This window comes from Pseudoalteromonas sp. T1lg21, assembly GCF_002964625.1.
GTDB classification, from domain to species: domain Bacteria; phylum Pseudomonadota; class Gammaproteobacteria; order Enterobacterales; family Alteromonadaceae; genus Pseudoalteromonas; species Pseudoalteromonas gelatinilytica.
The window spans coordinates 383163-397135 of the sequence record NZ_PQBX01000060.1 but is presented as its reverse complement, the minus strand read 5'-3'; the positions used below and the strand labels follow the sequence as shown (position 1 = coordinate 397135).

The 13973-nt window shown below is 42.5% G+C and carries 13 protein-coding genes and 1 pseudogene; 1 reads left to right on the top strand and 13 read right to left on the bottom strand.

Annotation, left to right across the window (positions count from 1 at the left end; genetic code table 11):
- Positions 1–41: 41 nt before the first annotated feature.
- The 13 genes and pseudogenes from lpxA to rpsB all read right to left on the bottom strand — a co-directional run bounded on the left by lpxA (position 42) and on the right by rpsB (position 12914).
- Positions 42–812, bottom strand: a complete 771-nt coding sequence (gene lpxA / locus C2M25_RS15795; protein WP_105181525.1) for an acyl-ACP--UDP-N-acetylglucosamine O-acyltransferase — start codon at positions 810–812, stop codon at positions 42–44.
- 2 nt (positions 813–814) lie between these two features.
- Entirely contained in the window at positions 815–1267 is a 453-nt protein-coding gene (gene fabZ, locus C2M25_RS15790; protein WP_054562040.1) for a 3-hydroxyacyl-ACP dehydratase FabZ, read from the bottom strand.
- A 10-nt stretch (positions 1268–1277) separates the two neighbouring features.
- Positions 1278–2318 carry a UDP-3-O-(3-hydroxymyristoyl)glucosamine N-acyltransferase gene (gene lpxD, locus C2M25_RS15785; protein WP_063706857.1) on the bottom strand — a complete coding sequence of 347 codons (1041 nt, stop codon included), beginning with the start codon at positions 2316–2318 and terminating at the stop codon, positions 1278–1280.
- A 9-nt stretch (positions 2319–2327) separates the two neighbouring features.
- A complete protein-coding gene (locus C2M25_RS15780) occupies positions 2328–2846 on the bottom strand; it encodes an OmpH family outer membrane protein (protein ID WP_054553115.1) in 519 nt (172 codons plus the stop codon).
- Between the two features lie 11 nt (positions 2847–2857).
- Positions 2858–5328, bottom strand: a pseudogene (bamA, locus tag C2M25_RS15775) (outer membrane protein assembly factor BamA).
- 106 nt (positions 5329–5434) lie between these two features.
- Positions 5435–6787, bottom strand: a complete 1353-nt coding sequence (gene rseP / locus C2M25_RS15770; protein WP_105181524.1) for a sigma E protease regulator RseP — start codon at positions 6785–6787, stop codon at positions 5435–5437.
- Between the two features lies 1 nt (position 6788).
- Positions 6789–7988, bottom strand: coding sequence for a 1-deoxy-D-xylulose-5-phosphate reductoisomerase (gene ispC, locus C2M25_RS15765; RefSeq protein WP_105181523.1), 1200 nt, complete (start codon positions 7986–7988; stop codon positions 6789–6791).
- Positions 7985–8851: a phosphatidate cytidylyltransferase gene (locus tag C2M25_RS15760; protein WP_105181522.1), complete on the bottom strand. Its 867-nt coding sequence runs from the start codon at positions 8849–8851 to the stop codon at positions 7985–7987. The genes ispC and C2M25_RS15760 overlap by 4 nt, the downstream gene beginning before the upstream one ends.
- Positions 8852–8873: 22 nt before the next feature.
- The gene (locus C2M25_RS15755) at positions 8874–9653 is read right to left on the bottom strand and encodes an isoprenyl transferase (RefSeq protein ID WP_054553120.1); all 780 of its coding nucleotides are present in this window, start codon (positions 9651–9653) and stop codon (positions 8874–8876) included.
- 104 nt (positions 9654–9757) lie between these two features.
- Positions 9758–10315, bottom strand: a complete 558-nt coding sequence (frr, locus tag C2M25_RS15750; protein WP_063706848.1) for a ribosome recycling factor — start codon at positions 10313–10315, stop codon at positions 9758–9760.
- 14 nt (positions 10316–10329) lie between these two features.
- The gene (gene pyrH / locus C2M25_RS15745) at positions 10330–11079 is read right to left on the bottom strand and encodes a UMP kinase (protein ID WP_063707209.1); all 750 of its coding nucleotides are present in this window, start codon (positions 11077–11079) and stop codon (positions 10330–10332) included.
- 151 nt (positions 11080–11230) lie between these two features.
- The gene (gene tsf / locus C2M25_RS15740; protein ID WP_105181521.1) at positions 11231–12082 is read right to left on the bottom strand and encodes a translation elongation factor Ts; all 852 of its coding nucleotides are present in this window, start codon (positions 12080–12082) and stop codon (positions 11231–11233) included.
- Positions 12083–12185: 103 nt separating this feature from the next.
- Complete coding sequence (rpsB, locus tag C2M25_RS15735) at positions 12186–12914, bottom strand: 30S ribosomal protein S2 (RefSeq protein ID WP_054553123.1); 729 nt, start codon at positions 12912–12914, stop codon at positions 12186–12188.
- 247 nt (positions 12915–13161) lie between these two features.
- Between rpsB and map the strand changes: the two genes are divergently transcribed.
- A complete protein-coding gene (gene map / locus C2M25_RS15730; protein ID WP_267894590.1) occupies positions 13162–13971 on the top strand; it encodes a type I methionyl aminopeptidase in 810 nt (269 codons plus the stop codon).
- Positions 13972–13973: the final 2 nt, after the last annotated feature.

Below are 13973 nucleotides of genomic sequence, written 5' to 3'. Positions count from 1 at the left end.
AAAAAGCCACCTTAAGGTGGCTTTTAGTATATCGCTTATGATTAGCGAATAATTCCGCGCTCAGAGCTTTTTACAAAGTCTATCATCATCTGAACAGCTGGGTACTTCGCAGCATCTTCACGTAGCTCAGCGATTGCTTCTTCAACACCTAAGCTCTTACGGTATAGCGTTTTATATGCACGGCGTGTTGCCATGATTTCATCGCTTTCAAAGCCACGGCGTTTCATGCCTTCAGTATTGATTGCTACAGGGCCAGCCGGCGTACCAATGGTAGTTACAAATGGCGGTACATCTTTATTAACGCCTGAGTACATACCTACAAAGGCATGTGAACCAATTTTACAGAACTGATGAACACCTGAGTTACCTGCAAGGATCACCCAGTCACCTACGTGTACGTGGCCAGCAACAGAGGCATTGTTAGCAAAAATAACGTTATCGCCCACAACTGCATCATGTGCAACGTGTGTGTAAGCCATAAATAAGTTGTTGCTACCAATTTTTGTTACACCTTGGTCTTGAATCGTACCACGGTGAATTGTCGCACACTCACGGATCACGTTGTTGTCACCAATGATCAGAGTCGTTGGCTCATTCGCGTACTTTTTGTCTTGGCAAGCTTCACCGACCGAAGCAAATTGGAAAATATGGTTACCAGAACCAATCGTCGATGGGCCTTTTACAACCACATGAGATTCGATGATACAGTTATCACCAATAGTTACATCGTTACCGATATAGCTGTAAGGGCCAACTGATACGTTATTTCCAAGTTTTGCACCTGGTTCGATTATCGCCGTAGGATGGATCACTATTAAAACTCTCTTCTCGCACACATGATTTCGGCAGTACACACTACTTTGCCGTCAACTTTTGCTTCTGCTGCAAATTTCCATATATTGCGGCGCTCTTTTACAAACTCTACATGCAAATGCATGGTATCGCCAGGTAATACCGGCTGTTTGAATCGCGCATTGTCGATCGCTGCGAATAAATATAGTTCGTTATCGCTACGATTTTCAACTGTCTTAAAGCCAAGTAAGCCAGTTGCTTGAGCCATTGCTTCTAAAATCAACACACCTGGAAAGATAGGTTGATTAGGAAAATGACCCGTAAAAATAGGTTCGTTCACTGTTACATTTTTAATCGCATGTAACGACTCGCCTGGCGTGTAATCAAGTACACGGTCAACAAGTAGCATCGGGTAACGATGCGGAAGTAAACTCAAGATATCCTGGATATCAAGACTATTTAATTCATTTGCCAAAATAGCATCCTTATTTGTCTTCAATATTGAGTGACTTAGTCAGTGACTCAAGTGCTTTAATGCGGTCTTTCATATCGCCAAGGTTACGGATATGGGCAATACTACGTCGCCATTCTTTGTTGGTTAGATGTGGCAAGCCTGAAGAATAAATTCCAGGTTCTGTGATTGCCTTAGTCACCATACTCATGCCGGTGATTATAGCACCATCGCATACGCTAATGTGACCATTAATTGCTACCATGCCGCCAATCTGACAATTCCTACCGATCACAGTGCTACCTGCAAACACAGAACAGCCAGCAACCGCTGTACCCGAACCGATCTCGACATTATGCGCTATTTGACATTGATTATCGATAATTACATTGCTGTGGATGATAGTATCGTCTAGTGCACCACGGTCAATCGTAGTAGACGCCCCTACCTCAACCTTATCACCGATGATTACTCGGCCAAGTTGTGGTATTTTCACCCATTCGCCACGCTCGTTGGCATAGCCAAAACCATCACTGCCCACAACCGTGTTCGCTTGGAATAAACAATCGCTACCAATTTCTACTTCATGGTAAACGCTTACATTTGCCCAAAGCTTAGTGCCTTGACCAATTTTTGCGTGCTCACCAATAAAACAGCCTGGGCCAATCTGCACATCGTTTGCAATAACAGCGCCTGCTTCAATCACCACATTGGCAGCGATCGCGACATTATCGCCAATAGAGGCTGAATCGTGAATGACTGCACTTGGGTGAATCCCTGTCACAGCTGCACGCGGTGTGGTATCCATAAGCTGGGCAAGCTTGGCGTAACAAACATAAGGGTTAGCAACAATGAGTTTATTACCCGAAAAAAACTCAGCATCTGCCGGTGATAAAATCACCGCACTTGCTTGAGTATCTTCTAATTGCGAGCGATATTTCTTGTTCGCCAAAAATGCAATATGCCCATGTTGGGCATTTGCAAGTGTAGATATTTTTTTAATCTCTGTGGCGCCGTCACCTTGAAGGTCAGCGCCCAGAAGATCCGCTATCTGCGAAAGCGTGTAGTTTTGCATATATGATTTCTATTGCTTACTTACTTTTTCAACAACTTTGCTTGATAAGTCATCGACAGTTTTAGGGTTAACATAAATCGTTGTTTCTTTAACTTTAACTTCATCGAACTTGCCAGCTTTCGCTACTTCTTCGATTGCATCTAAGATTAGCTTTTGAACTTTAGCTAGTTCTTGGTTTTGACGCATTTTGATTTCTTGCTCTAAAGGACGACCTTTTTCTGCAAGTTGCTGCTGCATACCTTGAATCTTAGTACGTAATTCTTCTTTTTGCTTGTCGCTCATTGTTGTCGCTTCACGCTTGAACTTTTCAGCTTCAAAACGAATATCACCTTGAAGTTTTTCTAGCTCTTGACGACGCTCTGAGAATTCAGCTTCTAAAGTTTGCTCTACTTTCGCCATTTGTGGGATTTGCTTGTAGATTTCTTGCATATCAACGATACCTACTTTGTGCGCGAATGCGTTAGTAGATAGACCCATAGATAAAGTAGCAAGTAGTGCAAAAGCTGTTGATTTAATTGATTTATTCACAAAAAACTCCTTTAGAATGTATTACTAATGTTAAAGCTGATGGTCTTCGTATCGTCATCTTCTTCTTTTTGCAATGGATAAGCAAAACTGATCAGCATTGGACCCATCGGAGAGATCCATTGTAGAGAAAGACCGGTTGAAACCCTAAAACGCATCGGATCTGAATAATCATCTAACTTATCACGTTGCGCTGCAGGAAGATCTTGATAACGGTCAATATTAAACTCTGTATCCCATACGTTTGCTGCATCTACGAAGAAGCTAGTACGTACAGAGCTGGTGTTTTCTTCATCTAAGAAAGGTGTTGGAACAATAAGCTCCATCCCTGCTACCGCTTTGGCGTTACCACCAATTCGGCCATATGCTTCTAGTTGATCAAACTCTGATGCGCCACCAATATTCCCTGTACTATTCCCATCATCAGACGGTGTACCAGGAATAGTCTGAGGGGTTCTAGCAACAGCTCGTGGTAGAATCGTATTTCGATCGAAGCCACGTAATTCCATCTCAGTAATTCTAAAGAACTCTTGGAACGGCAGTGTTTGATCAAAGCCATTGGTTGTACCATAGCCATTACCATACGCAAGTGCGGCACGCGTTGAGAATACCCAGCGGTGGTCATTACTGATTGGCCAGTAAAAACGCGAATCATAATTTAGCTTAAAGTACTGTAAATCTGAGTTCGGCGTTGTTGCTGTCAAGTTAAGTGACTGACGTGAACCTGCTGTTGGGAATAAACCTCGGTTTACAGTGATACGAGACCAACCAGCACTTAACTCATATTTAGTGAAGTCGAAGCCCGCATCTGGATTATCTGGATCTAAGAAAGTTTCGCGAAGTACGCGTGTTTGCTCGTACTCAGCTATATCAGATAACTCTTCCTGCACCCAACGAATTCCAAAATTAAGTCGATTCACAGCATCTATTGGAAAACCAAGATTTGTACCAATACCATAACTCTTCGATTTATAGTCGATTAGGCTGAATTTACTCGCATCATAGTTACTGTAGAAAATACTACTACCTTGCGATACACCGTCTGGCGTAAAGTAAGGGTCTGTATAAGATACGCTAACACGCTCTGAACCACGCGAGGTATTAATGTTGAAACCGATTTGGTTACCCGTTCCTAAGAAATTCGATTCACTGACACCGATGTTAAATTGCAGACCTAAGTAAGACCGTAGGCAAGACCTGCGTTAAAGCTACCTGCCGACTGTTCTTTAACTGTAAAATCGACATCTACTTGGTCATCAACACCTGGTACAGGCACCACGTTAAAGTCAACACTTTCCATATAAGGTAAACGCTGAATTTGTAGTTTAGAGCGTTCAAGGCTTTGATTTGATAACCATGCACCTTCAAGCTGCGTCATTTCACGGCGAACTACTTCATCTGAAGTATTTTGGTTACCACCCACAATTATACGACGAACATAAACACGTTTTCCTGGATTAACAGAAAGCGTTAACTGCACTTCTTTAGTTTCGTCATTAATATCAGGGATGGTACGCACTTCAGCATTAGCATAACCAAAACGTGCTAAGTAGCTTTTGATAAACTCTTCAGACGAAGTCACCACTGAGCCATTATAAAGTTCACCAGCTTTTAGCGGTACAACACTTCTGATTAACTCTTCACGTCCTAGCAAGTCACCAATAAAGTCAAAGCCTTTCACTTTGTATTTAACGCCTTCAGTGATATTTGCTGTTACATAAACAGAATCACGCTCTGGGCTTACTGATACTTGTGTCGAATCGATATTAAAACGTAGGTAACCACGGTCTAAGTAGTAGCTACGAATTTTTTCTAAATCGCCTTCGATGGTTTGCTTTTGGTAGCGGTCACTCGACATGAATTTCCACCACGGTAAATCTTGCTGTGATTCAGCTAATTTAAGTAGCTCTTCATCTGAGAAAAGTTCGTTACCAACCAAGTTGATTTGACGAATCGACGCTGCGTCACCTTCATCAAATTCAAATAATAATTTTACACGGTTACGCGGTAACTTAGTAATGCTTACATCCACTTTTGCATTGTACTTACCAATACTGTGGAAAAACTCTGTTAAACCTTTTTCAATATTATCAAGAACAGTTTTATCAAGCGGCTCACCAGTACGGATATCTTGCTGGTCAAGCGACTCGTTAAGCTGCTCGTCTTTGATGTCTTTATTGCCATCAAATTCGATCATGCTGATCGTTGGGCGCTCAGTCACACGGAAGATAACTGTGTTGCCATCACGTAATGCTTTAATATTGTCAAAGTGACCTGAACGATAGAGAGCCTTTATGGTTCTAGAAATTGTATACTCATCAATATTATCGCCCACGTTGATCGGAATATGCGTTAACGCTGCACCTAGTGCAACTCGCTGTAAACCTTCAACTTTTAAATCATTCACAATAAAGGAGTTTTGGCCTAGGGCTGCAAAGCTAGCACCTAATAAACTTGAAACTGCCAAATGTTTTTTTATAGCCATTTTGTTATCTTTATCCTTTACAACTGTATTACCGCTCAACACCTTATAAATTTAACTTTTGCGGTGTTTTACAATCGTGTTCAAATTGGAATTTTTCGCTTATTTGTTATAAACGCGATACATCATTGAACAAAGCGAAACATGTTAAAAACAGAAGCAACAAGGCCCCCACTTTAAAACCAAATTCTTGCGTCTTTTCAGAGACCGGCTTTTTGCGAAAAAGTTCAATTATGTAATACATTAAGTGCCCACCATCTAGCACTGGCAGCGGTAATAAGTTAAATACGCCAAGGTTTACACTAATTAATGCTAAAAAGCTTAAAAATGCAACCAAGCCATAGCTTACGCTAGTTCCCGCGCCAACTGCAATGCCCACCGGGCCACTTAAATTTTTAACCGACACCTGACCGGTAATTAAATTACCAATCATGTCAAAACTAAGGGTAATTAAACGCCATGTTTCTTGTATGCCCAGCACAATACTATCGACTGGGCCATAATGTCTAGTTTCAATATAGTTTTCTGGCCATGGCTCAACCACCGGAGACACACCTAAAAAGCCCTGAGCAAAGCCCGCATCATTGGTTCTGCTTTGTGGCGTCACTGACAGCTCTTTTATACTATCTTGCCTTTGTACACTAAATTGTAAGGATTTGTTAGGTGATTGCTGAATTAGTGAAACTAACTCGCTCCAACTGCTGATATTTTCGCCATTTACGGCAATAATTTTATCTGTAACTTGCAAGCCCGCAGCCTCTGCCGCAGAGCCTTTACTGATCATAGCCACTTCTAGAAGTGCTTTCGGGCGAAATGGCACAATACCAATAGAGGTTAATGGTGGAACATCTTGTTGATCCAACTTCCAACCATCTAAATTAAGAGTACGCACATGCTTTTGATAATTCTGATCACGAAGCGTTATGACAACACTTTGCTCACCTAAGCGACTCATTAACGAGAATGTGGCATCTTGCCAAGTGTTAATGTCGTCTTCACCAATTTTAATAATTTGCTGGTTTGGCTCAATATTGGCCGCAGCAGCACGGCTGCCTTGAGTCACTTCACCCACCACAGGTTTTAATGACTGAACGCCCACCATATACATTACAGCAAGGGCAAAAATAGCAAATAAGAAGTTTGCCATCGGGCCTGCAGCCACAATCGCAATACGTGCTTTTACTGATTTAGCATTAAATGATAAATGACGCTGCTCTGGCGGCACTTCATCTACACGCTCATCAAGCATTTTCACATAACCACCAAGTGGTATAGCTGCAATCACATATTCGGTTTGTTGTTTGTCGTACCATTTGACTAATGGCTTACCAAAGCCAATTGAAAAACGCAGCACTTTCACACCCGCTTTGCGCGCAACCCAGAAATGACCATATTCATGCACAGTCACTAAAATACCCAGGGCAAGAATGAATGAACCAAGATTCCAGAAAAAATCAAACATGCTAGTTGATGCCTCTTTTGACAAACTCAGTTGCTTTTAAACGTGCTGCTTGGTCGCAAGCTAAAATCTCATCAAGCGTTTGCACATTAATGTTTTGTGTTGCATTGAGCGTTTCAGCGTTAACGCGATAAATATCTGTGAAGCCGATTTGCCCACCTAAAAAGGCGGCAACGGCTATTTCATTCGCCGCATTGACCGTCGTTGTTGCACCTTGCCCCATTTCACACGCATCAATGGCAAGTTTTAAATTAGGGTAACGAGCGTAATCTGGCTTAGTGAAGGTAAAGTCAGCCATTTGTGAAAAATCGAGCGGTTTGACACCGGCATCAACACGTTCCGGAAAGGCTAATGCGTGAGCTATTGGTGTGCGCATGTCAGGGTTGCCCATTTGCGCAAGCACTGAGCCATCTTTATATTGCACCATTGAATGGATAATACTTTGTGGATGGATCACTACTTCAATGTCGCTGGCATGACAGTTAAAGAGCCACTTGGCTTCAATAAACTCAAGGCCTTTATTCATCATAGTGGCTGAGTCGACAGATATTTTTTGTCCCATCGACCAATTAGGGTGTGCCACCGCTTCTGCTACAGTCACGGATGGTAATGTCGCTAAATCACGCGTTAAGAAAGGACCACCAGAACCAGTAAGCAAAATTTTGCTCACACCATGATCGGCAAGTAAACCCGATGCAGTTTGTAGCGATGCAGGCATACACTGGAAAATAGCATTATGTTCGCTATCAATTGGCAATAAGGTGGCGCCATGTTGTTTAACTTTATCAATAAACAACTGACCCGACATAACGAGTGATTCTTTATTTGCAAGCAGTACTTTTTTGCCGGCTTCAACCGCACTTAACGTCGGCAGTAGACCCGCAGCACCCACTATCGCCGACATCACAGCATCAACTTCAACGTGAGCAGCAAGTTCGCTCATCGCTTCAATACCCGCTAGCACCTCAGTTTTACACGCACTGTTCGCGAGTAAGTGTTGAAGGGCTTTGGCAGCGTGTTGGTCAGCCATAACAGCAAATTTAGGCTGATGTGCGATACACAGTTCAGCCATTTTTTCTGCATTTTTACCCGCTGCTAATGCAAAAATCGCAAAGCGCTCTGGGTTTCTAGAAACAACATCTAAGGTGCTTAAACCGATTGAACCAGTTGCGCCTAATACGACAAGTTGCTCTACTTTGCTCATAAACTTAATGTCCATGCATAGCAAAGTACAAAGATTGGCGCAGCTGCGGTTAAGCTATCAATACGGTCTAAAATACCGCCGTGCCCAGGTAAACATGAACCGCTGTCTTTCAAGCCGACTTCACGTTTAAACATACTTTCTAGTAAATCGCCCACTGCTGAGAATAACGCGATAAATGCAGTCATAACGGCATAAATTGGCCACACAGTCATATCAACATTGGTGAAGTGACAAAATACGAGTACAAAAATAATTGAGGCAACCACACCACCTAATAAACCTTCGATGGTTTTATTCGGGCTCACTTTAGGCATTAACTTGTGTTTACCTAGGTTTTTACCGGTAAAGTATGCACCAATATCTGCACTCCAAACGATACCAAGTACAACCAAGATAAGCATTGAGCCAAAGTGAGTTGATTCGCCATAACCTGCGCTGCGTAGCGTATTTAATGCAAGCCACAGTGGCACTAAGGTTAAAAAGCCTGCAATAGCACGCATGACAATGCCTTCATTCCATGCTTTAGCCATTGCTGGGTAGCGCCAAACTAAGTAAGTCGCCACAATCCACCATGCAAATGACAGCGTAAATAAATAGTTTGCATCACCCACTAATTGGCCATTTTGCCAAAGTGATTCAATCGGCCAATGCCAGTTGAGTAGTGCCAAAAACGCAGCCGTTGCTGCAACAAATCCAAAACGCTTAACTTTATCGCACAGGCCCATAAACGCAGACCATTCCCATGCACCAAGTAAAACAATACCGGCGGCGATATAACTAAATAGTGTTAATGGGGTAAAAAAAACCAAAATAAGTGCAAGTGGTGCCAACACGAGCGAGGTTAAAATTCGTTGTTTTAGCAATGTGTGTACCTTCAACTAGTAATTAGGTCTCGGCGAGTAATTGTTTTATTTGTTCGCCTGTACAACCAAATCGTCGCTCTCTGGCAACGTAACATGCGATAGCGTCAGCAAATGCAGCTTCATTGAAGTCTGGCCAAAGCGTATCGGTAAAGTAAAGCTCAGCATAAGCCGCTTGCCATAAAAGGAAATTACTGATGCGTAAATCTCCGCCAGTGCGGATCATTAAGTCAAGTTCACCTTGATCGGCCATACTCATTTGTTCGGCCATTAGCTCTTCAGTAATGTCTTCTGCAGCCATTTCACCGGCTGCGACTTTTTTCGCAAGCGTTGTTGCGGCGTTAGTGATATCCCAACGACCACCATAATTAGCTGCTACGTTTAACTGTAGACCCGTATTATTACGGGTTAATTCATGGGCTGCATCAACTTTATTGCGCAAACCTTCTGAAAAGCGTGATAAATCACCAATTATGTTCAGCTTTACATTATTTTTATGAAGTTTTTTAACTTCTTTGCCCAAAACGAATAAAAATAGCTCCATAAGCGTATTTACTTCGTCCTCTGGACGTCGCCAATTTTCGCTACTAAATGCGAACAGTGTTAACGACTGTATACCTAAGCGAGTACAAAATTGCACTGATTGACGAACCGCATCAACGCCCTTTTTGTGCCCATAAACACGTGGGCGATTTTTCGCTTGCGCCCAACGTCCGTTGCCATCCATGATTATAGCGACATGCTTAGGCAAACTTTGCTGGGAAATTTTATCAGCGTTAAGAACCATAAATATCGAGTATTCCATAAAAAAACGCCGTCTAGTATACCCTAGACGGCGTTTCAAAACTAATAAATTTAGTTGCTGCTGTTCGCTTTCAGTATCAATGTCTGAAAGATAAACAGCGACAATTAGATTTCCATTAGCTCAGCTTCTTTCGCTGTTAACTGTGCATCCATCTCTTTGATGAATTTGTCAGTAAGCTTTTGGATCTCGTCTTCAGCTTGACGTGCTTCATCTTCAGAAATGTCTTTTTCTTTCAATAAGCTCTTGATATCGCCATTCGCGTCACGACGGATGTTACGTACCGCAACACGGCCACCTTCAACTTCACCACGTACGATTTTGATAAGGTCTTTACGACGCTCTTCTGTAAGTGGAGGAAGTGGAACACGAATAACAGTACCTGCAGACATCGGGTTTAAACCTAAGTCTGAAGCCATGATCGCTTTTTCTACTGCTTGCGCTAGTGACTTATCGAACACGCTGATTGCAAGTGTACGAGAGTCTTCAATTGTTACGTTAGCAACTTGGTTTAATGGTGTATCAGCGCCATAGTAAGACACTTGAATACCGTCAAGTAATGCTGGATGTGCACGGCCTGTGCGAATTTTAGATAATTGACTGCCTAGTGCCGCAACACTTTTTTGCATACGTTCTGACGCATCTTTTTTGATATCGTTAATCACGGTTCAATCCTAATCTATTTGCTAGTTTCATCTGAGGCTTGTGAAGAGATAAGCGTTCCTTCATCTTCGCCCATAATAACACGCTTAAGCGCGCCTGATTTATTCATGTTAAATACGCTTAGTGGCATGTTGTGGTCACGCGCCAGCGTAAATGCAGCTAAATCCATAACCTTAAGCTCTTTTTCAATGATTTCATTGTAGCTTAAGTGGCGATATAGTGTAGCTTCTGGGTTTTTCACTGGGTCATCAGAGTAAACGCCGTCAACTTTAGTCGCTTTGATTACAGTATCTGCTTCAATTTCAATACCACGTAAACACGCTGCAGAATCAGTCGTGAAGAATGGGTTACCTGTACCTGCTGAGAAAATAACAACACGGCCAGATTTTAATAGGCTGATAGCTTCTGCCCAGTTGTAAGCATCACACACACCGTTAAGCGGGATAGCTGACATTAAACGGCAATTTACAAATGCACGGTGTAGTGCATCACGCATTGCCAAACCATTCATTACAGTGGCAAGCATACCCATGTGGTCACCCACAACGCGGTTCATACCCGCTTCTGCCAATGAACCACCACGCAAGAAGTTACCGCCACCGATAACTAAACCTACTTCTACGTCGAGCTCTACAAGTTCTTTAATTTCTTGAGCCATACGGTCAAGTACTTTCGGGTCGATGCCGAAGCCTTCGTCTCCCATTAATGCTTCACCGCTAAGTTTAAGAAGAACACGTCTAAAAATAGGTTTACGATTGATAGTCATAATATTTGGGCCAGCCTTAGTAATGAGATAAAAAATAACCGCGCTATGGTTACACATAAAACGCGGTTATTTTAAAGAATTTTCATCAGTGACGCAAAAGCTAATAGCAGATTAATTTCATCTAATTGCCCTACGTCACTAACTTAGAAAATTACTCGCCTTTTGCAGCAGCGATTTGAGCAGCTACTTCAGCAGCGAAGTCTTCTTCTTTACGCTCGATACCTTCACCAACTTCTAAACGTACGAAGTTAGTAACAGTTGCGCCTTTCTCTTTAAGAATTTCGCCAACAGTTTTCTTAGGTTCCATGATGAAAGCTTGACCAGTAAGAGAGATCTCACCAGTGAATTTCTTCATACGACCAACAACCATTTTCTCAGCGATTTCAGCAGGTTTGCCTTCGTTCATCGCGATGTCGATTTGAACTGCTTTTTCTTTTTCAACAACGTCAGCTGGTACGTCTTCTGGGTTTACGAACTCAGGCTTAGACGCAGCTACGTGCATAGCAACTTGCTTAAGAGTTTCTTCGTCAGCGTCACCAACTACAACAACACCGATACGGTCGCCGTGGCGGTAAGAAGAAAGTTTGTCACCGTCGATGTACTCAACGCGACGAACGTTGATGTTTTCACCGATTTTAGCAACTAGAGCAACACGAGTTTCTTCGAACTGTGCTTTAAGTGCTTCGATGTCAGCTTTAGATTCTGCAGCAGCGTCAAGAACTTGGTTAGCGAAACCAAGGAAGTTAGCGTCTTTAGCAACGAAGTCAGTTTGACAGTTAACTTCAAGAAGTGCAGCGAAACCGTTACCTTCTTTGATTAAGATTGTACCTTCAGCAGCGATGTTACCAGCTTTTTTAGCAGCCTTTGCAGCACCGCTCTTACGCATGTTTTCGATCGCTAACTCGATGTCACCGTTAGTTTCAGTTAACGCTTTTTTACAATCCATCATGCCAGCGCCTGTGCGCTCGCGTAATTCTTTAACTAGGGCAGCAGTTACAGCCATTAGAATATCCTCAATTGAATTCTGTTATAGGGAAGCGGTATAGGCCGCTTAACAAGAATAACAAGTCTTCACCTCAAATAGATGAAGACTTGATGACAGCTAATTACTCAGCTTCTACGAAGTCGTCTTTCTCAGCTTGAGCAACGATGTTGTTCTCACGACCTTCAGTGATCGCAGCTGATACAGCGCCAGTGTAAAGTTGGATAGCACGGATCGCATCGTCGTTACCAGGAACGATGTAATCAACACCGTCTGGGTTAGAGTTTGTATCAACGATAGCAACAACAGGAATACCTAGGTTGTTAGCTTCACGGATAGCGATGTGCTCGTGGTCTGCATCGATAACGAAAAGCGCGTCTGGAAGACCGCCCATGTCTTTGATACCACCAAGGCTCTTTTCAAGCTTTTCCATTTCACGAGTAAGCATTAACGCTTCTTTCTTAGTTAATTTCTCGAAAGTACCGTCTTGGCTTTGCGCTTCAAGGTCTTTAAGACGCTTGATTGATTGACGAACTGTTTTCCAGTTAGTCAACATACCACCTAACCAACGGTGGTTTACGTAGAACTGCTCGCTTTGAAGAGCTGCTTCTTTAACTGCTTCGCTTGCTGCGCGCTTAGTACCAACGAAAAGTACTTTACCTTTGTTTGAAGCTGCGTTCGATAAGAACTTAAGTGCTTCGTTGAACATTGGTACAGTTTGCTCTAGGTTGATGATATGAACACGGTTACGAGCGCCGAAGATGAAAGGCTTCATCTTAGGGTTCCAGTAACGTGCCTGGTGACCAAAGTGAACACCAGCTTGAAGCATATCGCGCATTGAAACGTTTGCCATTTGTATAATCCTCTATAATTTAGGGTTAGGCCTCCACATATCCCATAGCACCAACACCGTAGTTAATTTGTAACTTAAGTGCACCCAAGTGTATGTGACGATACGTGTGTGTGTTAAAATAAAATTGTGTTTGCCTTAAATACAAAAAATCAGTTAAGAATTTATTTGTAAAAAGACGGCGCGCTTTATACCATATTAAAATTGAAAACTCAACGTCTAGTGCAAAATTTGTGCACTGAAAACTGACCTGAAAAACAACTTTGGAGCCTCAATGAGTGCTGTGATCAAGACCCCTGAAGAAATCGAAAAAATGCGTGTTGCCGGGCGCTTAGCCGCCGAGGTACTTGAAATGATAGAACCGCATGTGGTGCCAGGTGTAACCACAGATGAACTAAATACAATTTGTCACGATTATATCGTTAATGTTCAAGATGCTATTCCAGCACCGCTTAATTATCACGGTTTCCCAAAATCAATCTGCACCTCAGTGAACCATGTTATCTGTCACGGTATTCCTAACGACAAACCACTTAAAGAAGGTGACAGCGTAAATATTGATATTACGGTGATCAAAGATGGCTATCACGGCGACACATCTAAAATGTTCCATGTGGGCACACCTAATATCCAAGGCAAACGCCTTGCTGATATCACACAAGAAAGCCTTTACCTTGCAATTAAAATGGTAAAACCAGGCGTTCGCCTAGGTGATATTGGCGCTGCAATTCAAAAATACGCAGAAAGCTTTAACTATTCAATCGTACGCGAATACTGTGGTCACGGTATTGGTGCTGAGTTCCACGAAGAACCACAAGTCATGCACTATGGTAAAGCTGGAACTGGCGAAGTGCTAAAAGCGGGTATGTGCTTAACAATCGAGCCAATGGTTAATGCTGGTAAGCGCCAATGTAAGTTACTTAAAGATAACTGGACAGTTGTAACAAAAGACCGTTCATTGTCTGCACAGTGGGAACACACCCTGTTAGTGACTGAAAATGGTGTTGAAATTTTAACGCTCCGATCAGATGATACTATCGACAGGATCATCGAACACTAGGA